The sequence below is a fragment of the Microcystis sp. LE19-131.1A genome (assembly GCF_027532015.1).
Lineage (GTDB): Bacteria > Cyanobacteriota > Cyanobacteriia > Cyanobacteriales > Microcystaceae > Microcystis > Microcystis ichthyoblabe_A.
In genome coordinates, this window is the sequence record NZ_JAPZSS010000021.1 from 1 (window position 1) to 26,613 (window position 26,613).

Here is a 26,613-nt window from a genome sequence, read left to right on the forward strand (position 1 = left end):
GATGAAACCCTTATAGAAACAGACATTACTGCGATTTTTGTCAATTGTTTGCGATCTGGAGCGAACTAATCAATTAAATCTCTTGCCAGATCAGGATTTAGTCGATTTATGCCTCCATATAGAATCATACCAAGTAACGAATAACCCAACATTTTTGGTTTTAACGCTAGAATTTTATCCAATGGCCTTTTCTCAAAGGGGAAGTCCATTATTGTCTTTGTGTCTTTGCTACTCTAAAAATTTCTTGAGCTGTTGCTGAACCGACAAAACGCCAGTGCCAAGGTTCATAACTAACACCTTGGAAATTGTTTTTCGGAAATGATAGTTCAAAGCCATATTGAGCAGCGTGAACTTCTAGCCAGCGATAGGCTTCAGTAGAGTCGAATGTCAATTTGAGGACAGTATTAGGACTTTTACCGTCACCAACATCGAGAGCATAGCCTGTATGATGTTCGCTGAAACCTGGAGGCGCACTCAGTTTAGAGGCTGCTTTCTTGCTTCCTTGGCGTTGAATTTGTCGCTCAAACAGCTTTTTTTGATCGGCAACTGAGCGAAAGCCAGAAACAGGAATGATCTCAATTCCCTCTTGTTGAGCGGCTAATTGCATCTGTTTAAACATCTCTGCCGCTTCTCGATTTAGATATGCTTTACGTTCGTAGAAAATACCAATTTCCACTAAATCATTAGCATTTTCTTCGTATTTTATATGAAAAGGAATTTCAGTTTGGTTAGGGGGTGAAAGTACAGTCTGATTGGGAAGTGGCGAAGATAGTGAATAGATATCATCAGCACCAGTAACCATGGGCGAAGGAACTGGCAGAGCTTTGGATGTATTTGCCAAAGGATAAGGTCGCTGTAAGGGAGGCGTTAGAGTATTTTTAGGGATAGAAGCAGGAGAAATTAGAGAAGTAGAAGAAACCGACGGCGAGGTAGAAATTGTAGCAGTAGTTGGCAGTTCAGCAGGCTGTTTAAACCCTAAATAAATCGATACACCCATTACAACAATTATAGGAATAATAAAATATCGAAAAGCTGAAATAAAAGATTTCATATTAGTTGTAGTAGATGAAAAATTACACTAGAGCTAGTCAGAGCTAATTAATTACACTAGAGCTAGTCAGAGCTAATTAATTGAGCAGCAATCCAGCCTGTCGTACCAGACTGAGGATGATAGACTTTATACCACTGATAACCCCCTCTATCATAGCTACTGCCCAAAATTTGTAGGCGATCGCCTGTACGAACAGTTCCTACCACCCCATAAGCAGTTCCAGCACCAGAACGCATATTTTTAGTTCCTGGAGTACCGCTCACTGTAGCATTGGCTCCGCTGGACGAAGCTTTTGGGGGAGGTTGAGATGGAGGTTGGATTTGCGGTTGACTTGGATACTGACGCGCTGCTTCCAGTCGGGCTTCTGCTTCTTGTCTCCTTCTTTGTTCTTCTGCAAGTTGTTGTTCTGCCTCTTTTCTTCGACGTTCGGCCTCTTCTCGTTGGCGCTGTTCCGCTTCTAGACGTTGTTCTTCTCTGGCTTTCAATTCGGCTATTTCTCGATCGCTCGCCTGTTTTTGCTGTTCTTGAAAATGCACTACACTGCCCGCTAATGCCAAAACTCCCACTGAGCTAATAGCGATCGCAATCTTTGTCCAATTGTTTGAAGGTGAAGGAGGCGTTGGCGGGGGTACTGGCTGAGAAGGAATGGTGACGGGATTGACAGGCAGTTGCACGGGGATAGTTGAAGAAACCGAGAAAGAGGAAGTTGGTTGCCCGGCAGAATCTGGTACAGGAGTCGGGATTGGCGTAGGAACTGGCGTAGGAATTGGTGGATCCGATGAAGGGTTGGTTTTAAGGTCATTGCTTGAAATCACCCCCAAAGCTAAAGCCCAGGATTCCACTGCCCATCTAGCGGCCTCTTCAGCTAACCCCAGATTATCTTGCAGTTTTTTGGTTAGTCGTGCTAAAAATACTACTGCTGGCGTACTATTTTGCGAGGCCAGTAAATCGACGGGGACTCGTTCTTTCAGTGCGCCCACGAGAACGGCAATTTCCTTCTGATACTGTCCACATAAGTCTCGTAGCAGTCCCTCACAGCGTTGTGGTTCATCACATAGAGAACGACCATATTGAATAATAATTTCCTTGAGTTTTTGACGGGGTAAATCATTCATCAGCAAATTTCTCCTGCTACTGAACCAAAGTTGATTTTTGTTGCAGCCGCTAATTTAATGTTGCGTCCGGGATCGATCTGCTTTTGCTCTCCACTTGGAAGTGTTGCTATCCAAGATCGACAGGAACAGTTTTTTAAGCCTAAAATCGTTGGGTCTTTAGGATTATGACTGACTTCAGCCACTATATTATCAGCGTTCTGAGGTTCTAATCCTGGAATTTCCTGTGGGCTTAATCGAGTCCCATCTGTTAAGGTAATAACTCTGCGGTTCAGGCGTAGGGAAAATTGATTCTGAGATTGCAAGACTGTCTGGGAAGGATATTGAGACGCTAAGTCTGGGGAACTGCTAGCAAGCTGGGGTGAAGCAGCTGCAGCACAAACGACAATGGCAATTGCTCCCACCATTTGTTGGTCTCCCGGTCGCACTGTGTGGGTAGTCCCAGCAGGGATGTCTTCACAGAGAATTTGCCCCTGAGTAAGTTGGTAACGCAGGGCAACAGGTGGCGCATTGCGAGCGTAAACGGTACAGATATTGGGGTCGCCACCGATGCTGACAGGCTCAGAGCCAAGGCTGACTGTTCGACTTTCTTTGGGGTTATAACGGATTTCCAGCCACACTTCTCGGAAAGCTGTCTCAATAATCGCAATCATCAAACCAATGCAAAAGCCAATGGCAGCACTGCCCAACAAGCGGGCTGCTGTCTCGGAACTCCCACTGACGACAGCTAACAGGACAAATAGACCTCCACCTAATATACCGCCCGCTAAACCGCCTCCCATGCCGCGAATTTGCCCTAAATTGGGGATGCGGAAACTCAAACCCAGTCCTAGTAAGACTCCGGCGATGCCCCAACAGATAATTCGTAAGAATTCAGTCGGTCCAATACTGGAGTAGAGGTATTCAGCGATTCCCCCTGCGATCGCTCCTGCTAGGAAACCTACCCAGATACCATCTCGGATAGCCTTGCCTAGTTGTAGTCCTCGTTTGAGATACTGAAAAGAGGCACTCAGTAAAGCAATAGCAATGCCCGCACCAATCAGTCCAAACCAGATACTGGATGTAAAAACTTTCGCGCTTAAGGAGTTATAAGCTTGCTGTATCATCAGAACAAAAAAAGGTTCAGCAATTAAAGCACCAATAGCTCCGCCCCCTGCACCCCAGATGGCAAACTGTATCGCTTTTCCGAATCCGGCTATGATATTTTTATTCATGGCTGTCTTTCCTCCTAATTCATTTAATTCAAAACTACATTTTGGTTATTTTGTGATAAGCAAAAGTTCCTTGAACTCCTTGCCAGAAAAAATAAATAAAGGCAATAGATACTATTAAACCTAGCGGATCTCCTTTTAATATTTCCCACAAAAGTATTTTGCTAAAAATAAAATAACCAAACATAATAACAGCACAAATTCTACTTTTTTTATAAATCCCGAAGGAAAGTCCAAAAGTTAAGACAACATCTATAAACAGATCTGGAATGTTCAAGAATAAAGTTCCAAGCAAGGTCATTACTCCCGAAATAGTGCCAGTTATCCAAGCGGTTTTAATTTGGTTGTTAGCTTTTTTTAAACCTAAGGTATTTTCTGCTGCTGTATCTGTTTCTTTCCTCGAAACAATGTTGTTTGGTAGAGAAGACAAATTATTGGAAGTTATAGGTATTTGGTTGACATTTTCTTGCCGATATTGAGGAGGAACTTGAGGAGGTGGAGAAGACGAATCAACTGGTGCGGTATCTGCTTCTGAAATCACCCCCAAAGCTAAAGCCCAGGATTCCACTGCCCATCTAGCGGCCTCTTCAGCTAACCCCAGATTATCTTGCAGTTTTTTGGTTAGTCGTGCTAAAAATACCACTGGTGGCGTACTATTTTGCGAGGCCAGTAAATCGGCGGGGACTCGTTCTTTCAGTGCGCCTACGAGAACGGCAATTTCCTTCTGATACTTTCCACATAAGTCTCGTAGCAGTCCCTCACAGCGTTGTGGTTCATCACATAGAGAACGACCATATTGAATAATAATTTCCTTGAGTTTTTGACGTGGTAAATCATTCATCAGCAAATTTCTCCTTCAACTGAACCAAAGTTAATTTTAGTGCCAACCGTAAGCTTGATGCTGCGCCCAGGATCGATTTGCTTTTGCTCACCGTTAGCTAAAGTTACAGTCCAAGCTCGATGGGAACAGTTCTGTAGCCCCAATACACTAGGATCTTTAGGATTAGGATTCACCTGTGCTACCACACCATCAGCACCTTGAGGTTCTAATCCCGGAATCTCTCTTGCAGTTAAGCGAGTTCCATTCGTTAGAGAAATGACTTGTCTTTTAATGTGCAAGGAAAATTGAGTCTGAGGTTGAGAATAGGAAGGGGAAGACCTATCCTGATAAGCTTCTGGAGAAGCACGATTAAGATCGCGGTAGGCTAATTGATCTGGTGCATCGGCACTGCGAACAAAGACGGTAAGATTGCCCACTCGCTGATTATCCCCTGGTTGGAGTGGCTGAGTTACCCCAGTGGCGATATCTTCGCAGAGGATTTGACCTTGGCTGAGTCGGTAACGCAGGGCAACAGGTGGCGCATTCGGGGCGTAAATAGTACAAGCTTTGGCATCGCCACCAATACTGACGGGTTCGGCTCCCAGATTGACTGTGCGGCTCTCTTTGGGATTGTATTGAATCTCCAGCCAAGCTGTACGAAAAGCGACTTCAACGAAAACGACCATTAAGCCGATAAAAAAGCCTAAAATAACCGCTCCAACTAAACGACCAGAGGCATCACCGGCACTCTGGGAAACCAACAAAAAGGCTAAAGCACCAAAGAAACCGCCGATCGCACCAGCAATAGTCGCTCGTTTTGCTTGTAGGTTAGAGATGAAAAAGCCCATCCCCCTTCCCAAAAGCCCTCCCAAAAGCGTCCATCCAGCGATCCAGCCAGCTTTAGCGAGGATTTCTGACTGGGCAACTAAACTCAACAGTGCTTGAGCAGAACCACCAGAAACGAGGCCTGCTAATAGCCCTCCTGCAAGTAAGATAGTGCCTTGACGAGTGGATAAAAACGGACGATGAAGATAGAAGTTTTGCCCGATTGCTAGGGCAAGAGATAAGCCAATGGCAAGCAAGGCTGTCCATAGACCGACAATAAACACCATATACCAAAACTGCTGGGCGTTAGGCTGCTGTTGTGCTGGTTTTGCTTCAATGGTGAATTCATAAATGGGTCGCTTTGGTTGACCATGAGAAATAGAACCAGAAAATTCTTGACTATTCCCCTCTACTAATACACCGACCGTAAAGGCAGTTGGGTCAGCATCGCCATGATTGGCATAATGATTGACAAACACCTGATATTTTCCTTTTGGTGCGCCTCCAGCAGGCCAGTAAATGTTTTCTACTGGCTCTTTTGATTGCCGTCCACTTGCGTTCATATCAACGTCAAGTTCGCCTCCTGATTGCGATCGCTTGTGCGAGTAATAAATCTCCTCTCCTGATGGATCGATACAATGTATATCTAAATCGTTGTAGTTATTCCATAAGAGAGAAAGCTGAACATCCCCTGTTTTAGCTCCCTCTCTTTGCAGTCGTTTAGTCAGTTCTGGATTAAACACAAGTGCAGGTGTCGAGGCTTCTTGTTGTGTTTGTGGCAGCATTGTCCAAGATAAGAACCATTCACCCAATAACCATCCGATTAGGCAACCAAAAGCCCCTAATAAGCCGAATAAGAGAACCTTTTTCCAACTTGATGATTGTCTCATGATCGCACCTCTCCTTCAACTGAACCAAAGTTAATTTTCGTGCCAACCGCAAGCTTGATGCTGCGCCCAGGATCGATTTGCTTTTGCTGCCCGATAGGTAAAGTAGCTATCCAAAATTGATTGGAACAGTTTTGCAACCCTAAAATGCTGGGATCTTTGGGATTAGCATTCACTTCAGCGACTATTCCATTAGCACTTTGCGCCACCAACCCAGGAATTTCCCCTGCCTGCAACCGAGTCCCGACAGTTAAAGGAATTGTCTTCTGCTGAATCCGCAGCGAAAAGGGAGCTTGAGGTAGGATAGGTGGATTGTAATACTGAGTCGCCCAATTCTGAGAACGAATTGGTGAAAGTTGCCGAGCTTTCAGAATGGCTGCCATTAAGAAGGTATAAGCTAAAATTCCGGCAAAGGCAGTGACGAGATTGCTGATAGCACCAGAAGCGTTCCAAAGGGCGTGCAGTGCTGATGCTGTCAAGTAGCCTATAGCCAAGATTGACCAACGTCTAGACGGTTTCAGGACGCTTAAGCCAATGAAATAACCAAAATAGCCGCTATAAGCCATGTGTCCGGCTACAGAACCAATAATTCGAGGAATGAGTAATTGTATCCCGATTAATTCTCCTGCGCCTTCCCCTGCCTGAGTTGCTACCTGCTGAATCGCTCCAGGCACATACTGTCCCAGGGTTTCTAGGAGGGTAAAGCCAGCAGCAGAGGCAGTTGCTAAGAGAATGCCATCAAGGGGTTCCCAGACACCCACTCGCTCTCGCCAAGGGGTTCTGAGCATTCGTCCTATCCCCAGCGCAAGGAAGACAGGTATGGCTTTGAGGAGTTCTTCTGCCATGCCTGCACCAAAAAAATAGTGGATAAACGAAGAAAGAAATCCTATTTCTGTTCCTTCTGTCGGTATTTCTCCTGGCAGGATTTGACGGAAAACCAAGATAAATAGCGACCAAATAGGACTGAGCAAGAGTAAAACGGTAGTTATTGCCGATCCTATCAGCAACCACCAGGGTTTTTGTTTGCCGCCCAATTGATAGACGAAGTAGTAGCCTGCCCCAATCAGATAGACTGCTAATAGGGCATTGAATAGGTCAGGATTACCGATCGCAGCAAATAGTCCGACGACTAATAAGACGGTAAGGACACCTGGTATCAGGTAAGCTTTTTTAAATAAATCCTGCCTTGTTGCGATGATGGGCAGCATTTGACTTAAATGAAGGGAGTCGCCAGGTTGGATATTTAAAGGACGACCAGGAAGTCCTGGATTGCTAACTTGACATTCAAAGACGAATTCTACACCCTGCTGACCGAGAGAAATGCGATCGCCTAATTGTAATGTCCGACAACCTTGCAGTCGCTGGTTATTAATATAAGTGCCATTGGAACTCCCTAAATCACAGATTTGCCAAGAAGGGGGACTTCCTGAAGGCATGACGGGACGAATTTCTAGATGGCGGTTAGAGACTCCTGGATAATTGGTGGAGTTGAGAACAATTTGACAGTTTGGCTCTCGTCCAATGACAAGAGATTGATTAGTTAATAAGGGATGATGAGTAGGGGCAGTGTGAGCGGCTGCTTTAGGGTAAATTTGTCTTAAATAAGCGTTGTACTGAGGTTGTTGTGTCATTGGATTTGCCTATTTTCATTGAGGTAAGTGAGGTATTTCTTTATAAATAAAAAATTGGTAATGGCTGCAAAGGACAATTGGCTCTTCTCGACTTTGTGTGATAATTTTTGCTTATGGAATCGTGAAATACTTATCGGGTAACACTTTTAGGACTATTTTGTCGAAGAGACTATCAGTATAGACCTCGTTTCCATACAGAAACCAGAAGAGCCGACAATTTAATTTAAGGACAGAAATTTCCTTCCGGTACTGCCCACAAAAAACCTTGAGTAGAGCTTGACAAAGTTTAGGATCGTAGTAAACTGAATGACTGTACTGGGTAAAGATTTCTTTGATTTTTTGTCCTGGTAAGTTGTTCATATTTTTTAACACTCAATTGAAGATTAGTGAAATAGTGAAATAGAAGATTATTCTGTATAATTTTTATAATCTTTAAACTTATAGTCATTGACTCCTGGGAAAACCAAAAACTTAATGGCATTAACCTTATAATTATCACCAGAGCATTCCATTTCATCAGACTTTTCAAATTCAAATGCTGTTCTTGTTACACAAAATGAAAAATCATCAGCTCCCCACTTAATATTGTTTATTTGTCCATGAATGTAGATATCTCCTCGCTCGTTAAAATCTACCAAAACTTTTGTACATTCTCCTTTTTTAATATTCCACCATCCTCTTGATTTCCATCCGTCTCCGTCCCAATACATAATTGCAGCATCAATTATGTCATTAGAAGTTTGATTGCAAAGGTTTAAATAAGTATCTCCAGATATATTAAGATTATTCTCCAGATTATTCTCAACATTTTCTAGAGTATTTTGAAAATTTTGTACTTGATTATAAAGCAAATTTCTCTTATTTGTAATATTCTCAACTTTTTGATTATGTTCAGTTATAAGATTCTCAACTTCTTGATCATGTTCAGTTGTCAGATTCTTGATTTTTTTATTATGTTCAGTTATCAAATTTTCAGTTTTTTGATTATACTCAATTGTAAGATTGTTCAAATTTTCAGTAAGATTGCCCATTTGTTGATTTTTTTGATAAGCATAAATTCCAAGCAAAAAAGCTGCTAATGCTGAGATGCCAGCCAATATAGAAACAAAATTGGCAGCAAACTTATGGGCTGATTTCTGATTAATATTTTGCTGTTGTCTGGCTGTTGTTATTGCCTCATTTAGCTTGCCTACTTCTTGTTTCCATTGCTGTATTTCTTGCTCGGATTGATCTAATTTTTTTTCATATTCTTCTCTTTGTTTTTGCTCTTTTTCTGCTTGTTGTTGTCGTTCTAAAATTAATTGTTGTTGACTCTGAAAGTCATTTTTAGTTCTTGGTTGGGAAATCACCCCTAATGCTAATCCCCAAGAATCTACAGCCCAGTAAGCAGATTCCTCAGCTATTCCTAGCTCATCTTGTAATCGCTTTGTAAGCTTGGATAAAATAACTGCTTGAGGAATCTGATTCTGGGATTTTAGTAACTCGGTAGCCACGCCTTTTTTAAGAGCATTCACTAAAAGAAAGACTTCCTTGCTATATTGCCCACAAAAGTCCTTTAGTAATCCTTCACAGCGTTGATGGTTGTCAGAAACATCCTGTCCGTACTGGGTAATAATTTCACAAAGCTTTTGTCTAGGTAACTCGTTCATAGGTCTTTTCCTGCGCTCAGGTTTTCGATGTAACCACTAATTTGAGCTTTAGTTCCACACCAAGGACAGGTATGAAAGCTACCCTGCTCACCTCCGCAAGACACTTTATTACAGCGAGAGAATAAAGAACCCCCGCATTTAACAAAGCTCTTTTGTTCGCAGTAAGGACAACCTGGATAAGTATCATCTACCACGATATTAGGAGTAGTCATGGGGTTTCTCTCATTTTCAGTCTTTAGCATTAGACCTTAAGAATAAATAAACTTTACAGATAAAACTCTTTCTACCCTTTTGAGAAAAGGTGAAACATGATTAAGTGTAAAACTTATTTATGCTTACTACGGTGGAATAGGTGTTGGTACTTGGGATGGTGTTGTTTCTGGTGGGGGAGAGGAGGTATTGGAAGGACTATTGAGAGGTTGAGATTGACCTTTCTCTCCGCTCTTTGGCTCTTTCAGTTCATTCAACATCTTCTCAACCTTATTAAGACGAAAAAAAAGGTAACTACTGAAGGCATTACTAATTAAAAAAGTACCCATTATTAAACTAAAGCCCCATATAAAACCCCAATAAACGGCTTTTTGAATTGTGTATTGTTGTTGTTTTAGATCATTTACCTTACTCTCAAATACCGAGATATTCTCTTGTTGTCTCATGTTGGACTCCTCAACTAATATAACTTTCCTATCTAAATCTTCTACACGGTCTGTTAGATAGTCCCGATCATCTTCCTCAAGTCTTTTAATCATGCCCAGAGTGATGTCATCTCCGCTGCCTTTTTCTGAAGTCTCTTGAAGAAATCCTTCTAATTTTTGTCGGACTTCTTCAGTCAGATTTGACTTGAACATCTGTCGATAATCTTGACCAATTTTAAAAAATCCTTCATCAGTAGAAAAAGAATTAGAATAGCCATCAGTAGAAACCAGAATTAAAGCAGGTATTTCTTTGGGCGTACCTTGTGGATACAGTTTTATATGAACCTGAAATTCATTCCATGCCTTATTCATACAGAGTGAAGTTGTCTCATTGGCAATTAGGTTGGGATCCCGCTCCAAAGGTCGAGTCGTATTTCCCTTAGAATCCACCTCAAGAATGTCCCCATCACCTAACTGAATATAGACAATGAAAAACTCGGTAACTAAAACTGCCAAGACGGTGGCCCCATAAGCGAGAAAATAATTATTTTCAACGGCTTGCCAAGCAGCTTCTCCATCTTTATCAACAAGAATCTGTTTCTCTTCATCAGTAAAGTTGGGTTTATTAGTTAATTTTTCTTCATCATTTTCTGACAAACCCAAATCTTTGTTGACAGCTTTTCTCCACTCATTGACAAGTCGCGGTGGTAGAAGTCTTTGGGCTGCATCTTTCAGTGCTGAGAAATTAATATCACTCGATTGACTGCTCAAGAAAAATTCTTGAATTACTTTAATTGCCGTTTCAACAGCAAAACGAGAGCCTCTATCGCTGCGAAAACTTTTGGCACTGCCATGGCCATCTGATACAGCCAAAATCAATGGCAAACCGATGCCTGATTCTGGAAACCAGCGAATGGCATCCTGATTGGGCAATCCAGAACGCACATGAGAGGCTCCTCTGACAGATTCACCAAGGCACCGCCATTTTAGTTGGGGTATATTTTCTTTCATGAGTCCTCCATTTCACCAGACATCAGATGCACTATCGATAACATTTTGAGGCACTGGAATTGGGACATTTCCGCCTCCAAAATTAGAGTTTTTGGTTTGACTGCTAGGAGAAGAGGCAGCTTTTAAAACAACAGTAGAAACCCATTTAATCTGTTTGACTAGATTTTCGGGACTATTAGATTGAAGAGGCCTTAGTTCTGAGTGTCCAATAAACTTTTGCAATGGTTCATGATCTGCATCTCCACCAACTGCGATTGCAATTCGTACAGCCTTCTTGCCCCAAGGCTGTTCCATCAAGTGTCTCAGTCCACTGCTAAAGTCGTCAGTCGGCTGACCGTCAGAAATCAGCACTAAAACAGGGGGAAGCGCCCGGTCAGTCATGGGCGGTATTTTAAGTTGGTCTGCAACCATAGAGAGGGCTTTACCCATATCTGTGACACCATCAGCGGTCAAATCTGTCCACTTAAAATTTTCAACTGGTGTAGGTTGAGCTATGTGCCACTGCGCTCCACTAGAAAATTTAAGGGCGCGAACTAATACTTGTGCATTGGGATTCTCATTTGCTTCTTTTTGCATTAAGGGAATTGCTTCACGAATGGCTGTATTGAGAACCTGGATTTTGCCGTTTACAGACATAGAACCAGAACAATCACAAATCCAGATAAAATGTAAGGGGCGGCTTGACAACCCTTCACCTGGTAGTGGCATATTCAATATCTCCTTGATTCAGTAAAAAAAGTGGATTTCTAAACAGGGAATAACATTTCAAAGACGAATCTCACCTTCTGCTTTGCCGAAGTTGATCTTTGTTCCTACAGCCATAGTTGCACTGCGTCCTGGTTCGACATCCTTAACTTGATTATCAGCCGTAGTGCAGAGCCATTTTTCTTGCATAAGATTTTTAATTCCCCAAATATTAGGATCATTGGGATGTCGAGTGACTTCAGCGACTGGTTGAGAAAAGTCAAACAATTTTACATTAATATGATGGGGAAATAGCTTGGTATCATGATTCAACATAATGATATTTTTGTCAATGCGAATTCGAGGGGGCAAGCGAATTTCTTTCTGACATGACCAACAAGGGTTAGGTTTACCGCCTGATGCTTTTATTACATCAGGATCGTAAAAGTTCTCAGCACCACAGTGAGGACAGTAGATGATAGAATCGCGCAAGTTTACCATTGCTCCCCGCCACTCTGACTCCCTGACGCGGCCATTTTCTGGGTCTTGAATACCTTTAGTAAATGCCTTGGTAAACAGTTCGCGGAGAAATTGTGGATAAATAGGCCAGAAGGCAAGGGCATTATCATGGTAGCCACGTACTGGTGCATTGGAATTGTCTTTGGGGTCAAAAATGAACACCGCCTCAGTCCCATAAAGCTTATTCATCGCTGGAGCGTCCAGACATTTGATTTCGGTTTCTTTCTTTCCTTCCAAGGGGTGATGGATCATTAACATATAGAACAGTAAAACTGCCAAAGAGTACAAATCCGTTTGCGTACTCGGTCTCGCTTGTTCAGTAATGATTTCTGGTGCTATAAAGCGTGGTGTTCCCATAACACCACCTTCTTGATCCCCATTGATGGTGACGTTATCGTTATCACAGATTAAAACATCCCCAGTGTTGGGATTAAAGAAAACATTACCGAAAGAGATATCGCGGTAACATAACCCTTTGGTATGAAGTTGAAAAAAGCCATCGGCCAGTTCAAATCCTGCGGTTGTTAAAGCTCTGAAGGTGGGTTCTGGTTTAATGCGCCGTTTCATTAGATCGACAAAGCCTTTATATTGAAGTTCTCGCAATGGCATGACATAGCCAAACCCTTCTATGCCAGGCTCTGATACAATATCTATAGGCCACAGAAAGCGATCACTCGGTGCGCCAGAATGGATCGCCGCCTCAAGCCGTTCGTACTGGCGAGGATCTGCCTGAATGGAGTGGGAGTAATACCATTTCAGCGCTACAGGTTGACCGGCTAAATTAGCTCGATAGACTTCTCCTTGACCGCCACCGCCAAGTAATTGCTCTACCGTGCAAGGGGTTTGAGAAGATTCTGTATGGACTGTCTGTCCAGATTTGAGTAGGTCACTCACCTTGTTCCTCCTTTTTAGGGTAACTTAAGCAAATGGAATGTTTTTGAAGGTGATTCTTCTTTCTTGTAGCTCAAGTAAATATAATTAATTCACTCCTGTTACATTTTTTTACTAAAAATTTGGTTCTTCGGTTTGTGTTATGCAATGGACGGGGGTTATAAGGGATGTAACCTTTATATAGAAAGGCATTTGGCAATTTTTCTCAATTGTTTTCGATCTAGAACGAACTAATCAATTAAGTCTCTTGCCAGATAAGGATTTAGTCGATTTATGCCCCCCCTATCGAACCATACCAAGTAACGAAGAACCATTTCTTGGGTAATTATTGCCTAACCTACCCGCTCAATAGTCTTAACTTTTAATCCGATGGAGGGGGATTTTCTGCGCTTGGCGATCGAGTTTCTGGGGGAGTATCTTCTCCGATAGTTTTTTCTGGGGGCAAATCTTCCTCTGGGGGGGAATTTTCTTCACTTTTTGAGCGAGTTTCTGGGGGAGTATCTTCTCCGATAGTTTTTTCTGGGGGCAAATCTTCCTCGGTAACTTCAATAATCACCGTTTCGCTAACAGCAATAGTTTCGACTTCAACAGTTGCGACAGGTTCAGTCGGGGGAATTTCTGGGGCATTTTCGGAGGGTTTGATCTCTTCCGTTGCCAAATCAAAATCATCAAAATCATCGAAATCATCGAAAGTTTCATCATCATCAATAATTTCTGCGGCTTTTTCCCCAATTTCTGTCACTGATTCTGTAATAGTTTCCCCGATAGCTGCGGCTTTTTCGGCAACGGGGGCAACCGTTTCTTGAGCTTTTTCCTCAATTTCTGTCACTGATTCTGTAATAGGTTCCCCGATAGCTGCCGCTGTTTCGACAACGGGATCAACCGTTTCTTTAACCTTTTCTTTAACTTTTGCTGCTACTTTCTCAGGTTTAGCTTTAGTTTTAGGGGATTGAGGGGGAGTAACTTTCCCCAGACGATTGCCTAACCAACCGACAATAGTAAATAATTTAACCGGTTTGTCGGGATAAAAAAGTGCTTGTCTGAGTTTGAGAGTTTGCCAAGCAAAAGCAATAAATAATATGGCCGCGGCAGCTTGTCCGAGGAGGATAGCGCCTGTAATCCTTCCCGCGCACAACCAGAGGACAAGGGCATAGAATAATCCTACCGCACTCCAGAGAAAATCATCTTGACGGTGGCGATCGGGGGCGATAAAAGCGGTGGTGAGGAGGTAGAGACTACTTAATCCCACCACGACCGCTAGGATATAGGGCAACATTTGCGATTCTCCTTTGACATTTCCTTTTTTATTGTGCGTTATTTGGGGTCGATCGAGTCTATTTTTTGATTAATTTGGGAAATTATCGAGTCAGATAGTCTTTACCAGTGTTTATGAATAGCCAGCGTTAATATTAGGAAATTCTGGGTTTATCCTCTGCTGCTTGTGCTGATCAGATTAAACAAGCTTTCGGATCAAATGATTAAGTTTTGGTCTTTAACAAGCAAAGGAAAATTAGCAACCCTTGATCAACCCACAGACAAACTGTTATCTTTAGTAATTAGTGCCGATGGTAAATATTTAATTATTGGTAGTGCTGACAAAACTGTAAAAATCTGGCAAAATAGGTAATAGTGACACCTCAAGATAAGTAAGTAGTTATAATTAAATTGAAGATAAATTTCGCTTCTGATCCCCCCTGCCCCCCTTAATAAGGGGGGTGCCGATTCCCCCTTAGTCCCCCCTTGATCAGAGGGGTGTCTGACAACTTTTAACACCTACCTACTTAACTGCTATAATTAGAAACTCATGCCGACAATATTTTATTGGGGAGAAGATGAATTTGCTATCAACCAAGCGGTGAAAAATCTGCAAGCAAAACTTCTTGATCCCAATTGGATACAGTTTAATTATGATAAAATTAATGGTGATCGCAATGAGGCAATTATCGAGTCCCTCAATCAAGCGATGACTCCAGTTTTCGGCATGGGAAATCGTTTAGTTTGGTTAGCCGATACGGTTATTTGTCAACAATGTTCCGAGGATATTTTTAAGGAATTACAGCGCACTTTGCCCAATTTACCCGAAAATTCCTATCTGTTATTAACCAGTGCCAAAAAACCCGACTCCCGCTTAAAATCGAGCAAGTTTATCCAAAATCAGGCAGAGGTTAAAGAATTTGAACTAATTCCGCCTTGGAAAGTCGAGGAAATTGCCCAAAGAGTTAGGGAAATTGCCAAAGAAGTGGGGGTAAAATTAACCCCCGATGCGATCGAACTCTTAGCAGAATCAGTGGGAAATAACAGCCGCTTGTTGTGGATGGAGTTAGAAAAACTGCGTTTATTTAAAAATAATTCGGCGGGAACTATTGACAAAAAGGACATTTTAAGCTTAGTCAATGCCAGCAATCAAAGCAGCCTACAGTTAGCTAGTGCGATTTTAAAACGGGAGACAGGCAAGGCCCTCGAATTAGTCAATGAATTATTAAATCGTAACGAGAACCCCTTGGCTATCACCGCCACCCTAGGGGGTCAATTTCGCACTTGGGCAATAGTAAAATTAAAAATTGAAGAAGGAGAAAAAGACGAGAAAAATATCGCCGCCGCCGCCGAAATTGCCAATCCCAAGCGACTATATTTCATTCGCAAAGAGATACAATCCTTTTCTTCTAAGCAACTTCTCGCCACCTTGCCCATACTTCTGGAATTAGAATATCGTCTCAAGCGGGGTGCAGAACCTTTGGCAACTTTGCAAACAAAAATTATTGAACTTTGTTGTTTATTGGTGACTTAATACTCTTCCTTGCTGTTCAGAAATCCTCTAGAATAAGATTCTAGAGACTTCTCAAGAACCACAATGACCGATGATGCCATCCCTAGTCTAAATTTAGCCATCTCTAGTTTAGCCACGAGTAATAATTTCGCCCGTTGGGTGACGAAAGCACCCCTACCGGGGGGATATGTGCATCATGACTGTGAATGGACCGAGAGTCTAGCCACGGAATGGATGGCATGGCAGGAAATGTTCTGTCTGGAAAAAATGCCGACCTTGCCGATGTTAGAGCAATTAGAGGGAAATTCCCGACCTAAACTGACTCTTTCGGGAGAAGGCAGCAGTTATGGAGGTCGATTAATGCAGAAACTAGGTATTAGTCTCTGGCAATGGTTATTTCAAGCATCAATTGGTCAAAGTTTCGCCCAAAGTCAGGGAATCGCTCTCGGCAAAAATCAGCCCCTGCGAATTCGCTTGGAATGTCGCAATCCCTATTTAATTCTGCTGCCCTGGGAAATTATGCAGCAAGCGGGTAAACAGGCTATATCTCTGCATCCGAATATACTCTTTAGCCGGACCACCAGCGATGTGGAACCACTACCACCGATAAAACCGAGTAATAGTCTCAATATTCTCTTAGTTATCGGCGAAAAACAGATTAAAACCGCCGCTAGTTCCCTCAACCTCACCGCCATTAATACCGATGGAGAAACTAATCCCGACCAGGCACTGGAATCCGAGGCCGCCAATCTCATCCGGTCTATCTCCCCTGGGGGCAGTGGTTCCCTCCAGAATTGGGGAGTGAAAGTCAAAGTCGATACCCTAATTCGACCGGGGGCCGAAGAACTGACCAAGGCCTTGGATACGGGTAAATATAAAGCTTTTTTCTACGCTGGTCACGGAATCGCCGCCCCCAATGGCGGTTCCCTATTTCTGCGGCCGGGGGAACAGCTAAACGGGACGGAGTTAGCCCAAGCTTTGGTGAGAAATCAAGTTATTTTAGCGGTTTTTAATGCCTGTTGGGGGGCTTATCCCGCTAAATCGGGTCAGGAGATGATTCCCCGCAGCAGTCTGGCGGAAGTCTTGATTCACCATGGCGTTCCCGCAGTTTTGGCCATGCGAGATGCGATCGCAGATCGCGAGGCCTTGAGTTTTATCGAAATTTTTACCCGCAGCCTCCTCGGGTTCAAAGACAAAGAAGCGCAGATGTCCAAGTTGTTTCCCGGTCCGAGAGTCCCTATCGATCAGGCCGTTCGTATCGCCAGGCAGCAGTTATTAACCCTCTACAAGTACAATCAACCCGCTTGGACTTTGCCGATTCTCTATATGCACCCAGAATTCGACGGGCAATTGCTGCAAACCCTTGATGAGACTCAATCACCGACGGTTATGCCCAATATCTCCGGAACCATGCCCGCCGCTTTCTTATACTATCTTGATCGTCCCGAAAGAAAATGGTCAATCCGTGGTGGTGCCATGAATATAGGACGGGACATGGAAAATGATCTACAGATTACTGAAAAATGGGTTAGTAAAAACCATTGTCGGATAATTTGCCGTAAAAATGCCGATTATCCAGACTATCAATACTTTCTCGAAGATTTCTCCCGTTTTGGTACTTTTATCTACCAAGATGGCCACTGGAAGCAGGTACATAACCAAGAAGTTCCCCTAGAGTCCGGTTTACAGATTCGCTTCGGCAGTTGCCAAGGCCAAATCCTCGCATTTGTGGTGGAATAATTAGGGTTGGCTGAAAAAGTTTGTCGTCGGGGTGGGGTGTGGGGTGTGGGGTGTGGGAAGAATAAATAGAAATAATCTCCTGTCTCCTGTCTCGGAGTCTCCTGACTCCTGCCTTCGTTAACTAAGTTTTTGCTTCCTCTTTCAGGGAATAAATTGGTTTAAACCAACCTTTGCGCCAGAAGTAGAAAATTAAGCCCCCCGCTACGGCTAACATGACTAACCAGACAAGGAAATAACTCCATTCTCCTTTTAATTCTGGCATATTCTCGAAGTTCATGCCATAGACACCAACGATAAAAGTTAAGGGAATAAAAATCGTCGAAATTACGGTTAAAAACTTCATAATTTCGTTTAATTTATTGCCCATAGTGGACATATAAACATCCATCAAACTCGCCGCTAATTCTCGATAAGCTTCGATAATTTCCAGAATTTGAATGACGTGGTCGTAGGAATCACGAAAATAAATTTGTACTTCATCGCTGACTATACCATGATGGTCACGCATCAGTAAATGTAGGACATTTCGCATCGGCCAAATTAAGCGACGCAGTGCCAATAATTCCCGACGGACATCATAGATTTCCTGCATGGTATCTCGATCAGGATTACTAATGATCATATCTTCCAACGCCTCAATCCGATCTTCGTAGTGTTCTACCACGGGAAAATAACCATCGATAATCGTGTCTAATAATAAATAGGTTAAATAATCCGCCCCCGATTTCCGTACTCGTCCCTGGGAAGTGCGAATTCGATCTCTGACTATCTCAAAACAGTCCTGTAATTCCTCCTCTTGAAAACTTAAAAGATAGCGTTTTCCCAAGACAAAACTCACCTGTTCCGTATCAAACCCGCTTTCATCTTCCTTCAGTCGCACCATCTGAGAAATCACTAACAATTGATTGTTATAGTCCTCTAACTTGGGACGCTGCGGCACATTAACCACATCTTCTAATAACAAAGGATGCAGATTAAAAATTTCTCCCACCTGTTTTAAAACCGTCTCACTACCTAACCCTTGAATATCCATCCAAGACACGGTATTTGTGCCAATATAGGGGGCGCAAGCATTGGGAGTAATATCCACCTTGCGAACGGCGTTATCTTCATCGTAGTCAATTAAAATAATCCGCGAGGGTTTGGCATCCGGCTCGATAATTAATGTCCCTGGTTCACTACCCGGTTCATCATAAAAATAATCGAAGTAGTCTTCTTCCTCGTCTCCATCGGTATCGGGACGGTGGTTAACGAATATATCCGGTTGTAGTTGGGTCATAAGCTTACAACAATCTGGCTAGTTTGGGCAATAAGAAAACAGAAAAGTTAAAAAATTTAATTTGCCTAAAGTTACTATCTATCGCCATGAGATTACATTGACATACTCCCACCGTCAAGCTACGCTGTGACGGGGGATTCTTTCCACATCGCTGTTAGAAATTCCTTGTTCAACGAGACAACTTAGATTCTCAATGTCTCCACTGAAAACCCAGAGGTCGGACTCTCCCAAGGCGTTTGGGTCGGTTTCTGTTTGCCCAACAGTACCGTTGAGATGATTTCCCAAATATTGCAACCCTTTTTTAAGAATATTTATTGCTGCATTATGATCCCTATCTAAGACTGTTTGACAATTGGGACATTGATGAGTTCTAGTGCTTAAGGTTTTTTGAACTCTCGTCCCACAAACTGAACAATCTTGAGTCGTGAAATGTGGTGGTACAGCAACACAAACAATCCGATAAATCTTGGCAAAATAATTCAACCATTCAGTGAATTGATACCAAGAAGCATCACTAATCGACTTGGCAAGTTTACGGTTTTTGACTAAGTTTCTTACCTTTAAAGCTTCATAGACTACCAAATCATTAGACTGGACTAACGCCAAAGCGTCTTTAATTGCTTTGTCTTTACGTTGTCTTGATACTTTAAGATGAAGTCTAGCCACTTTTATCCGTTGCTTGTGATAGTTGTTAGACTGTTTCTTTCCTTTACGAAACTTTTTGGATAATCGTCGTTGTGCTTTTTTTAGTCGTTTTTCTGACTTTCTTAAATAACGTGGATTCTCTACTATATTGCCTTGAGCGTCGGTATAAAATTCCTTTAACCCTAAGCCAATTCCTGTTATTTGTCCCGTTGGTTTATGGTATTCTTGCCGTTCTACGTCAATCAAAAACTGGCAATAATAACCATCGGCACGTCTCACAACTCTTACCCGTTTAATCTGTTGTTCTGAATAATAAACTAAGGTTTTCTGACTACACCATAAATCAAATTCTCCTGCTTTAAAACCATCAGTGAACTTGATTTTACGTCTATCATCAGATAGTTTGTAACCCGTTAGTTTATACTCAACCGAACGGCTATGCTTTTTAAACCGAGGAAAACCCTTTTTCCCCGGTATCTTAGCATGACAATTCTGGTAAAACCTATTAATTGATTGCCAGGCTCTATCAGCAGCCGATTGACGAGCTTGAGAGTTTAACTTATTAACATAAGGTGTCTCTTTATTGTTAGCTAGTACCGCACAAAGCTTTTGAAGATCATTCCGGGTTGTTCCCTTATTGTCCATCCAATAACGAACACAAGAGTTACGCACAAACTGAGAAGTTCTAATAGCTTCATCAAGTCTTTGGTATTGTTCTGGTGTCCCGTTTTTTAACTTGGCTTCTACGACTAGCATTGATTAATCCTCGACCCTGGATCAATTAAGTATAACACAGTTTACCTACAAATGGTAGAATTAAAATCGTGCTTCGCAGTCAATATCCTGGTCGGATTTCATCCCCCGCAAAGGTTGATGTCTTGTCAAAAAATTTAGCGGGGGCATTCATCCGACATTTTAGGTAAACTGAAGATTGTTTACTGATTTATTCCCTCCTGATAATTGTCAACGATGAGATTAATCGGGAGAATTAGCAATATTGACGGCCAAAATTTATGGAATCCGCCTCTTTTATTCCCCGTCTAGTTATCCCCGTCGGTGATCCCGCCGGAATCGGTCCTGAAGTGGTGTTAAAAGCGATCGCCGATTCCCCAATCTCGTCCGGTTGTCAGATTACTCTAATTGGCACCAGAACGCTTCTCGAAAAAGCCTATCACGATCCCCATCTTCTTGATCGCTTTTCTCTGATCGATTTGCCCTACAATCAAGAAAAAATCGTTTGCGGGCGTGGGGATGCCCATAGTGGTGAAATTAGCTTTCTTTACCTGCAAGAAGCCATAAAACGCACCCTCAAGGGCGAATTTGACGGTATTGTCACCGGTCCGATTGCTAAATCCTGTTGGCAGTTGGCCGGTTATGATTTCCCCGGTCAAACGGAGGTTTTAGCTACCATGGCGGGAATTAACCGTTATGGGATGCTATTCGTCGCTAAATCCCCTCACACCGGCTATAACTTACGCACTCTCCTCGCCACTACCCATATCCCCCTGCGAGCAGTTCCTGATACTCTTAACCCCGATCTGATGACCCGAAAACTAGACCTATTGATCGAGTCTTTAAAGCTAGATTTCGGTATCGATCGCCCCAAAATCGCCATATCCGGCCTTAATCCCCACAGTGGCGAAGCGGGAAAACTGGGAAGGGAAGAAAAGGACTGGTTACAGCCTTGGTTGCAGTCAATGGGACAAAAATACCCACAAACCCAATTAATCGGCCCTGTCCCCCCCGATACCCTTTGGGTGGAACCGGGACGCGCTTGGTTTAGCGGTGCAGGGCAAACCGCCGACGCATATCTGGCATTATACCACGATCAGGGTCTAATTCCCTTGAAATTAATGGCTTTTGACTGTGCTGTTAATACTACCATCGGTTTACCTTTTGTTCGCACCTCTCCAGACCACGGGACGGCTTTTGATATCGCCGGCCTTGGCATCGCTAGGGCTCAGAGTATGCAAGCGGCGATCCAATTAGCGATCGAATTATGTCAGCAGCGGTACAACCAGAGAACTAAACTAGAGATATAGCGCTCGATAGGAGACAATTGGATATGGGTATCGCTTCAGTTAACCCTGCCACTGGCGAAATTCTCAAGACTTTTACCCCTCTAACCTCGGAGGAATTGGCGGCGAAATTGGCCCTAGCTGAGACAACTTTTCAGCAGTATCGCCGCACCGCCATCAGTAAACGGGGACAGTGGTTACGGCAAGCGGCGGATATTTTGGAACGGGATCAAGTAGCATTGGCTAAAACCATGACTTTAGAAATGGGGAAACCGATCAAGTCAGCGATCGCAGAAGTCCTCAAATGTGCCTTGGTTTGTCGTTTTTATGCCGATAATGCCGCCGGTTATCTGGAAGATGTGTTGATTGCCACCGATGCTAGTCGCAGTTTCGTCCGTTATCAACCTTTAGGGGTAATTTTAGCGGTTATGCCCTGGAATTTCCCTTTATGGCAAGTATTTCGCTTTGCTGCCCCCGCTTTGATGGCCGGAAATGTCGGCCTACTCAAACACGCTTCTAATGTCCCCCAATCAGCTTTAGCGGTGGAAAGAATTTTATTAGAAGCCGGTTTTCCTGAAGGCGCTTTTCAAACTCTTTTGATCGGGGCCGATCGCGTTAGTGATTTAATTAACGATGAACGGGTAAAAGCCGCCACTTTAACCGGTAGTGAACCGGCGGGGATCAGTTTAGCAGCCGCCGCCGGAAAACAGATCAAAAAGGTGGTTTTGGAGTTGGGAGGTAGTGATCCTTTTATCGTTTTAGATAGTGCCGATATCGAGGTGGCAGCGGCTACGGCAGTGACGGCAAGATTGTTAAATAATGGTCAGACTTGTATCGCTGCCAAACGGTTTATTGTTATGGAAACTGTCGCCGATCAATTTGAACAGTTATTGGTGGCTAAATTCCAAGCTTTAAAAGTTGGTGATCCCCTCGATGAAGCTGTTGATATTGGTCCTTTGGCCACGCTATCGATCGTCTCGGAAATTGCCGCTCAGGTGGAAAAAACCGTCGCTATGGGTGGTAAAGTTCTTGTGGGGGGTCAACGTTTAGAGGGGAAAGGTAACTTCTATCTACCGACGATTTTAACCGATATTCCTGCTGGTTCTCCGGGGGAAAAAGAGGAATTTTTTGGACCGGTGGCTTTACTATTTCGAGTCAAAAATATCGAGGAAGCGATCGCTTTAGCTAATGATAGTCCCTTTGGTTTGGGTTCTAGTGCCTGGACGAATAACCCCGCAGAAATTGAGCGTTTAATTACCGAAATTGAGGCCGGTTGTGTGTTTATTAACGGTATGGTTAAATCCGATCCTCGTTTACCCTTTGGGGGGATTAAACGTTCCGGTTTTGGTCGGGAATTAAGTGTGGAAGGTATTCGCGAATTTGTCAACGTTAAAACTGTTTGGATTAAGTAATTCAGTTATCAGTTATCAGTTATCAGTTATCAGTTATCAGTTAGAAAAGCCTTATATTAACTTAATCTTTTTATAAAAATATGCCGCGTATTATTGATAATATTGAGTCCCATTTATTGCCAATTTTACGCGAAAGTTTATTAGCATCCCAACGCGCTGATTTTTGCGTGGGTTATTTTAATTTGCGCGGTTGGCAGTCCATTGATACCTATATTGATCACTTTCTCGGTGGTGATTTGTCCTGTTGTCGTCTGCTGATTGGTATGCAGCAAGCACCCCAGGAATTACTACAGCAATCCCTGTCTTTATTGAAGCGCTCAAATGATATAGATAAGGCTACTTGCGCTCGTTTAAGAAAACAAATTGTTCAGGATTTTTGCCAACAATTAACTTGGGGGAATCCTAGCAATCGAGATCAGGCAGCTTTGCAACGGTTGGGAAAACAAATTCAATCGGGTAAGTTAGTAATTCGCTTATTTTTGGGCTATAATCTCCATGCTAAATTATACCTTATTCATCGACAGGATGTCAATAACCCAACGGTGGGATTTTTGGGTAGTAGTAATCTAACTTTTGCGGGATTACAACAGCAGGGAGAATTAAATATTGATGTCCTTGACCACGATGCTTGTGCCAAATTACAAAAGTGGTTTAATGATCGTTGGTTTGATGCTTGGTGTTGGGATATATCCGAGGATATTGTCAAGGTGATTAACGAAAGTTGGGCCCGGGAAAGTCTGATTCCTCCCTATCATATCTATTTAAAAATAGCTTACCATCTTTCCTTTGAAGCGAGAGCCGGTTTAGCGGAATACAAAATTCCCCGACAGTTTGACCAAGACTTACTAGATTTTCAGAAATCGGCCATTAAAATTGCCGCTCGTTATGTGCAAAGACGCGGTGGGGTACTAATTGGCGACGTGGTGGGGTTAGGAAAAACGCGCATTGCTTCCATTCTAGCATATATTTTGCAGGAAGACTACGATTTAGAAATCTTAATTATTTGTCCGAAAAATCTCCTAACCATGTGGGAGGATTACAGCTATAAATATAAATTAAGAGCGAAAATTATCCCCTTAAGTCAGGTTATGCAGGAGTTACCCAATCTGCGGCGCTATCGGGTAGTAATTATCGATGAAAGTCATAACCTGCGTAATCGAGAGGGTAAACGTTATCGGGTGATACAGGAGTACATTAACACCAATGAAAGTCGCTGTATTCTCTTGACTGCGACTCCCTACAATAAAAACTATCTTGACCTGTCCAATCAACTGCGTTTATTCATTCAAGAGGATACTAATCTCGGAATTCGTCCCGAAAGACTACTAGAATCTCTGGGAGGAGAAATCGAATTTAACCGCAGATACCAATCTGCGGTTAGGTCCCTAGCAGCCTTTGAAAAAAGTGACTCTCCCGACGACTGGAGAGACTTAATGCGTCTCTATATGATTAGACGGACTCGCGGTTTTATCGAAAATAATTATGCTACAGAAGACGAACAGGGTCGTCGGTATCTAAAATTTGCTGATGGGTCGAGGGTTTATCTTCCCCAACGACAACTAAAGACAATTAAGTTTGACCTACAAGACTCGGTTTATGCGCGTTTATATTCGGAAGCAGTGGTGATAACTCTCAACGGATTGAAGTTACCCCGTTACGGATTGGGAAATTATCTAATTAAAGGATGCCAAGGGACAGAAGAGGAAGAAACCATCTTAAAAAGTCTATCCCGTGCGGGTAAAAGATTAATGGGTTTTTGTCGGACGAATTTATTTAAACGTTTGGAGAGTGGAGGGTATGCTTTCCTGCAATCCCTTGACCGTCATATTCTCCGTAACTATATTTTCCTTCATGCCATGGCCAAGAATTTACCCCTTCCCATCGGGAGTCAGGATCCAGCTTTGTTAGACACTCGTTATCTGGATGAGGATTTAGTCACTCAGGGAGAAGATGAAAGTATAGAAACCGAGGACACTGGGGGGATAACCGGGTTAGAAAAAGAGTATCAAAAAAGAGCCGAACAAGTGTATCAAAAGTATAGCGGTGATTATCGCAAGCGCTTTCAGTGGATTAACCCCGAGGTGTTTAAACCCGCATTGAAAAAAGACCTAAAATCCGATGCCTTGGCTTTAATAGCATTATTGCAAACCTGTGGGACCTGGCAGCCGGAGACCGACGAAAAGCTAGAGAAGTTATGGCAGCTGTTAGAGGAAAATCATCCCCAAGAAAAGGTGTTAATTTTTAGCCAATTTGCCGATACAGTCAGTTATTTAGTCACTCAGTTGCAAAATCGGGGAGTGGATAAGATTGCGGGAGTGACGGGAAACTCTGCTAATCCTGCGGAAATGGTCCATCGTTTTAGTCCCCGCAGTAATTCTCAGCAAGTGGGGGAAGAAATACGAGTCTTGGTTGCGACGGATATCTTGAGTGAAGGGTTAAATTTACAGGATTGTGCCATTATCGTTAATTATGACCTACCCTGGGCAATTATTCGCCTGATTCAACGGGCCGGAAGGGTAGATAGAATCGGTCAAAAAGCAAGTCAGATTCTCTGTTATTCCTTTTTACCTGCGGAGGGAGTGGAGAGAATTATTAAACTGCGGACGAGACTATCTCAAAGACTGCGAGAGAATGCGGACGTGGTGGGGACCGATGAGGTATTTTTTGAGGAGGAGATGGATAACCAGACTTTATTGGATCTGTATCATGAAAAATCTGAGGTTATCGATGAGGAGGAGGATCAAGAAGTGGATTTAACCTCGGAAGCGTATCAAATTTGGAAAAATGCGATCGAAGTTGACCCTAGTTTAAAACATACCATAGAGAATCTGCCGGCGGTGGTTTATTCCACCCGTTCCCATACCCCCACAGCAACCCATCCAGAGGGAGTCATGGTTTATCTAAAAACTGCCGGGGGAAATGATGCTTTAGCATGGATTGATACACAGGGAAATAGTGTGACTCAATCCCAATTAACTATTTTACGTTCCGCTGCCTGTCATCCCCAAACTCCCCCGATTCCTCTCCATCCCCAACACCATCAGTTAGTACAAAAAGGTACAGAATTAATCGCGGAGGAGGAAAACAACTCCGGATCTAAATTGGGACGATTGACGGGAGCAAAATTTAAGACCTATGAGCGCTTAAAAAGGTATTCTCAAGATAGTAAGGATGATCTATTTGCTCATGAGGATTTATGCAAGGCTCTCGACCAATTGTATCATTATCCCCTCAGACAGTCGGCTCTCGATTGCTTAAATCGTGGTTTAAGAACTGGTATCTCTGACCAACAGTTGGCCGATTTGGTAGTATCTTTGTATCAAGATGACCGTCTCTGTATTGTTCACGAGGAAGAAACAAATCAAGAACCCCAGATTATCTGTTCCTTGGGTTTATTTCAACCTTCTTAACTCCCCCTTATCAAGGGGGATTTAGGGGTATCTAACCCAATTCAAGTCCCCCTTATCAAGGGGGATTTAGGGGTATCAAACCAATTCAAGTCCCCCAATTCAAGGGGGATTTAGGGGGATCTAACCAATTCAAATCCCCCTTATCAAGGGGGATTTAGGGGGATCTAACCCAATTCAAGTCCCCCTTATCAAGGGGGATTTAGGGGGAGCTAAACCAATTCAAGTCCCCCAATTCAAGGGGGATTTAGGGGGATCTAACCCAATTCAAGGGGGATTTAGGGGGAGCTAACCAATTCAAGTCCCCCTTATCAAGGGGGATTTAGGGGGATCAAACCCAATTCAAGTCCCCCAATTCAAGGGGGATTTAGGAGGATATAAACCAATTCAAGTCCCCCTTATCAAGGGGGATTTAGGGG

20 protein-coding genes and 1 pseudogene are annotated in these 26,613 nt (G+C 43.0%); 6 read left to right on the forward strand and 15 right to left on the reverse strand.

All coding sequences use genetic code 11. The annotated features are described in order from the left end of the window. Positions 1 to 208 precede the first annotated feature (208 nt). The 13 genes and pseudogenes from O9323_RS01945 to O9323_RS02005 all read right to left on the reverse strand — a co-directional run bounded on the left by O9323_RS01945 (position 209) and on the right by O9323_RS02005 (position 14,202). Positions 209 to 1,051, reverse strand: a complete 843-nt coding sequence (locus tag O9323_RS01945) for a M15 family metallopeptidase (RefSeq protein WP_002755472.1) — start codon at positions 1,049 to 1,051, stop codon at positions 209 to 211. A 62-nt stretch (positions 1,052 to 1,113) separates the two neighbouring features. Continuing rightward, on the reverse strand, positions 1,114 to 2,166 hold the full coding sequence (locus O9323_RS01950; RefSeq protein WP_288124610.1) for an SH3 domain-containing protein: 1,053 nt from the start codon (positions 2,164 to 2,166) through the stop codon (positions 1,114 to 1,116). After that, positions 2,166 to 3,377 (reverse strand): hypothetical protein, encoded by a 1,212-nt coding sequence (locus O9323_RS01955; RefSeq protein WP_002739093.1) that lies wholly within the window; start codon positions 3,375 to 3,377, stop codon positions 2,166 to 2,168. Before O9323_RS01955 ends, O9323_RS01950 begins: the two co-directional genes overlap by 1 nt. A 517-nt stretch (positions 3,378 to 3,894) precedes the next feature. Further along, a pseudogene (locus O9323_RS22800) lies at positions 3,895 to 4,215 on the reverse strand (hypothetical protein); the annotation flags it as partial. Next, the gene (locus tag O9323_RS01965; protein WP_002755465.1) at positions 4,215 to 5,909 is read right to left on the reverse strand and encodes a YfaP family protein; all 1,695 of its coding nucleotides are present in this window, start codon (positions 5,907 to 5,909) and stop codon (positions 4,215 to 4,217) included. The pseudogene O9323_RS22800 and the gene O9323_RS01965, both read right to left, overlap by 1 nt. Beyond that, entirely contained in the window at positions 5,906 to 7,537 is a 1,632-nt protein-coding gene (locus O9323_RS01970; protein ID WP_002755463.1) for a PrsW family glutamic-type intramembrane protease, read from the reverse strand. The genes O9323_RS01965 and O9323_RS01970 overlap by 4 nt, the downstream gene beginning before the upstream one ends. 111 nt (positions 7,538 to 7,648) lie before the next feature. Beyond that, the gene (locus O9323_RS01975) at positions 7,649 to 7,897 is read right to left on the reverse strand and encodes a hypothetical protein (protein WP_216642655.1); all 249 of its coding nucleotides are present in this window, start codon (positions 7,895 to 7,897) and stop codon (positions 7,649 to 7,651) included. Positions 7,898 to 7,944: 47 nt separating this feature from the next. Then, positions 7,945 to 9,186: a DUF1036 domain-containing protein gene (locus O9323_RS01980; protein WP_288124611.1), complete on the reverse strand. Its 1,242-nt coding sequence runs from the start codon at positions 9,184 to 9,186 to the stop codon at positions 7,945 to 7,947. Further along, on the reverse strand, positions 9,183 to 9,398 hold the full coding sequence (locus O9323_RS01985) for a hypothetical protein (RefSeq protein ID WP_223210870.1): 216 nt from the start codon (positions 9,396 to 9,398) through the stop codon (positions 9,183 to 9,185). The genes O9323_RS01980 and O9323_RS01985 overlap by 4 nt, the downstream gene beginning before the upstream one ends. A 126-nt stretch (positions 9,399 to 9,524) precedes the next feature. Further along, positions 9,525 to 10,754 (reverse strand): PP2C family serine/threonine-protein phosphatase, encoded by a 1,230-nt coding sequence (locus O9323_RS01990; RefSeq protein ID WP_502846416.1) that lies wholly within the window; start codon positions 10,752 to 10,754, stop codon positions 9,525 to 9,527. Positions 10,755 to 10,844: 90 nt separating this feature from the next. Beyond that, positions 10,845 to 11,540 (reverse strand): vWA domain-containing protein, encoded by a 696-nt coding sequence (locus O9323_RS01995; RefSeq protein ID WP_002738410.1) that lies wholly within the window; start codon positions 11,538 to 11,540, stop codon positions 10,845 to 10,847. 57 nt (positions 11,541 to 11,597) lie between these two features. Beyond that, positions 11,598 to 12,929, reverse strand: a complete 1,332-nt coding sequence (locus O9323_RS02000) for a protein kinase domain-containing protein (RefSeq protein WP_149108043.1) — start codon at positions 12,927 to 12,929, stop codon at positions 11,598 to 11,600. Positions 12,930 to 13,287: 358 nt separating this feature from the next. Next, positions 13,288 to 14,202, reverse strand: coding sequence for a Ycf66 family protein (locus O9323_RS02005; protein ID WP_149108042.1), 915 nt, complete (start codon positions 14,200 to 14,202; stop codon positions 13,288 to 13,290). Between the two features lie 198 nt (positions 14,203 to 14,400). Between O9323_RS02005 and O9323_RS02010 the strand changes: the two genes are divergently transcribed. From O9323_RS02010 to O9323_RS02020, 3 genes are all read left to right on the forward strand, one after another. After that, positions 14,401 to 14,553, forward strand: coding sequence for a WD40 repeat domain-containing protein (locus O9323_RS02010; protein ID WP_259679075.1), 153 nt, complete (start codon positions 14,401 to 14,403; stop codon positions 14,551 to 14,553). Between the two features lie 177 nt (positions 14,554 to 14,730). Continuing rightward, a complete protein-coding gene (gene holA, locus O9323_RS02015) occupies positions 14,731 to 15,714 on the forward strand; it encodes a DNA polymerase III subunit delta (protein ID WP_288124613.1) in 984 nt (327 codons plus the stop codon). A gap of 63 nt (positions 15,715 to 15,777) precedes the next feature. Continuing rightward, positions 15,778 to 17,433 carry a CHAT domain-containing protein gene (locus tag O9323_RS02020; protein WP_288124614.1) on the forward strand — a complete coding sequence of 552 codons (1,656 nt, stop codon included), beginning with the start codon at positions 15,778 to 15,780 and terminating at the stop codon, positions 17,431 to 17,433. 121 nt (positions 17,434 to 17,554) lie between these two features. On the opposite strand, the gene corA is transcribed toward O9323_RS02020, so the two are convergent. Beyond that, positions 17,555 to 18,712, reverse strand: coding sequence for a magnesium/cobalt transporter CorA (corA, locus tag O9323_RS02025; protein WP_002755447.1), 1,158 nt, complete (start codon positions 18,710 to 18,712; stop codon positions 17,555 to 17,557). A 114-nt stretch (positions 18,713 to 18,826) separates the two neighbouring features. Further along, on the reverse strand, positions 18,827 to 20,113 hold the full coding sequence (locus O9323_RS02030; protein WP_288124615.1) for an RNA-guided endonuclease InsQ/TnpB family protein: 1,287 nt from the start codon (positions 20,111 to 20,113) through the stop codon (positions 18,827 to 18,829). Positions 20,114 to 20,370: 257 nt separating this feature from the next. On the opposite strand from O9323_RS02030, the gene pdxA reads away from it, so the two are divergent. The 3 genes from pdxA to O9323_RS02045 all read left to right on the forward strand — a co-directional run bounded on the left by pdxA (position 20,371) and on the right by O9323_RS02045 (position 26,197). Next, the gene (gene pdxA / locus O9323_RS02035) at positions 20,371 to 21,399 is read left to right on the forward strand and encodes a 4-hydroxythreonine-4-phosphate dehydrogenase PdxA (RefSeq protein ID WP_288124616.1); all 1,029 of its coding nucleotides are present in this window, start codon (positions 20,371 to 20,373) and stop codon (positions 21,397 to 21,399) included. Positions 21,400 to 21,422: 23 nt separating this feature from the next. Beyond that, positions 21,423 to 22,787, forward strand: coding sequence for an NAD-dependent succinate-semialdehyde dehydrogenase (locus O9323_RS02040; protein ID WP_288124617.1), 1,365 nt, complete (start codon positions 21,423 to 21,425; stop codon positions 22,785 to 22,787). Between the two features lie 80 nt (positions 22,788 to 22,867). Beyond that, positions 22,868 to 26,197: a helicase-related protein gene (locus tag O9323_RS02045; protein ID WP_288124618.1), complete on the forward strand. Its 3,330-nt coding sequence runs from the start codon at positions 22,868 to 22,870 to the stop codon at positions 26,195 to 26,197. Positions 26,198 to 26,613 lie beyond the last annotated feature (416 nt).

Excerpts from the sequence above, each read along its gene's own strand:
- O9323_RS01945 (WP_002755472.1), bottom strand. The coding sequence starts at position 1,051 with ATGAAATCTTTTATTTCAGCTTTTCGATATTTTATTATTCCTATAATT.
- O9323_RS01950 (WP_288124610.1), bottom strand. The coding sequence starts at position 2,166 with ATGAATGATTTACCCCGTCAAAAACTCAAGGAAATTATTATTCAATAT.
- O9323_RS01955 (WP_002739093.1), bottom strand. The coding sequence starts at position 3,377 with ATGAATAAAAATATCATAGCCGGATTCGGAAAAGCGATACAGTTTGCC.
- O9323_RS01965 (WP_002755465.1), bottom strand. The coding sequence starts at position 5,909 with ATGAGACAATCATCAAGTTGGAAAAAGGTTCTCTTATTCGGCTTATTA.
- O9323_RS01970 (WP_002755463.1), bottom strand. The coding sequence starts at position 7,537 with ATGACACAACAACCTCAGTACAACGCTTATTTAAGACAAATTTACCCT.
- O9323_RS01975 (WP_216642655.1), bottom strand. The coding sequence starts at position 7,897 with ATGAACAACTTACCAGGACAAAAAATCAAAGAAATCTTTACCCAGTAC.
- O9323_RS01980 (WP_288124611.1), bottom strand. The coding sequence starts at position 9,186 with ATGAACGAGTTACCTAGACAAAAGCTTTGTGAAATTATTACCCAGTAC.
- O9323_RS01985 (WP_223210870.1), bottom strand. The coding sequence starts at position 9,398 with ATGACTACTCCTAATATCGTGGTAGATGATACTTATCCAGGTTGTCCT.
- O9323_RS01995 (WP_002738410.1), bottom strand. The coding sequence starts at position 11,540 with ATGCCACTACCAGGTGAAGGGTTGTCAAGCCGCCCCTTACATTTTATC.
- O9323_RS02005 (WP_149108042.1), bottom strand. The coding sequence starts at position 14,202 with ATGTTGCCCTATATCCTAGCGGTCGTGGTGGGATTAAGTAGTCTCTAC.
- O9323_RS02010 (WP_259679075.1), top strand. The coding sequence starts at position 14,401 with ATGATTAAGTTTTGGTCTTTAACAAGCAAAGGAAAATTAGCAACCCTT.
- holA (WP_288124613.1), top strand. The coding sequence starts at position 14,731 with ATGCCGACAATATTTTATTGGGGAGAAGATGAATTTGCTATCAACCAA.
- O9323_RS02020 (WP_288124614.1), top strand. The coding sequence starts at position 15,778 with ATGACCGATGATGCCATCCCTAGTCTAAATTTAGCCATCTCTAGTTTA.
- corA (WP_002755447.1), bottom strand. The coding sequence starts at position 18,712 with ATGACCCAACTACAACCGGATATATTCGTTAACCACCGTCCCGATACC.
- O9323_RS02030 (WP_288124615.1), bottom strand. The coding sequence starts at position 20,113 with ATGCTAGTCGTAGAAGCCAAGTTAAAAAACGGGACACCAGAACAATAC.
- pdxA (WP_288124616.1), top strand. The coding sequence starts at position 20,371 with ATGGAATCCGCCTCTTTTATTCCCCGTCTAGTTATCCCCGTCGGTGAT.
- O9323_RS02040 (WP_288124617.1), top strand. The coding sequence starts at position 21,423 with ATGGGTATCGCTTCAGTTAACCCTGCCACTGGCGAAATTCTCAAGACT.
- O9323_RS02045 (WP_288124618.1), top strand. The coding sequence starts at position 22,868 with ATGCCGCGTATTATTGATAATATTGAGTCCCATTTATTGCCAATTTTA.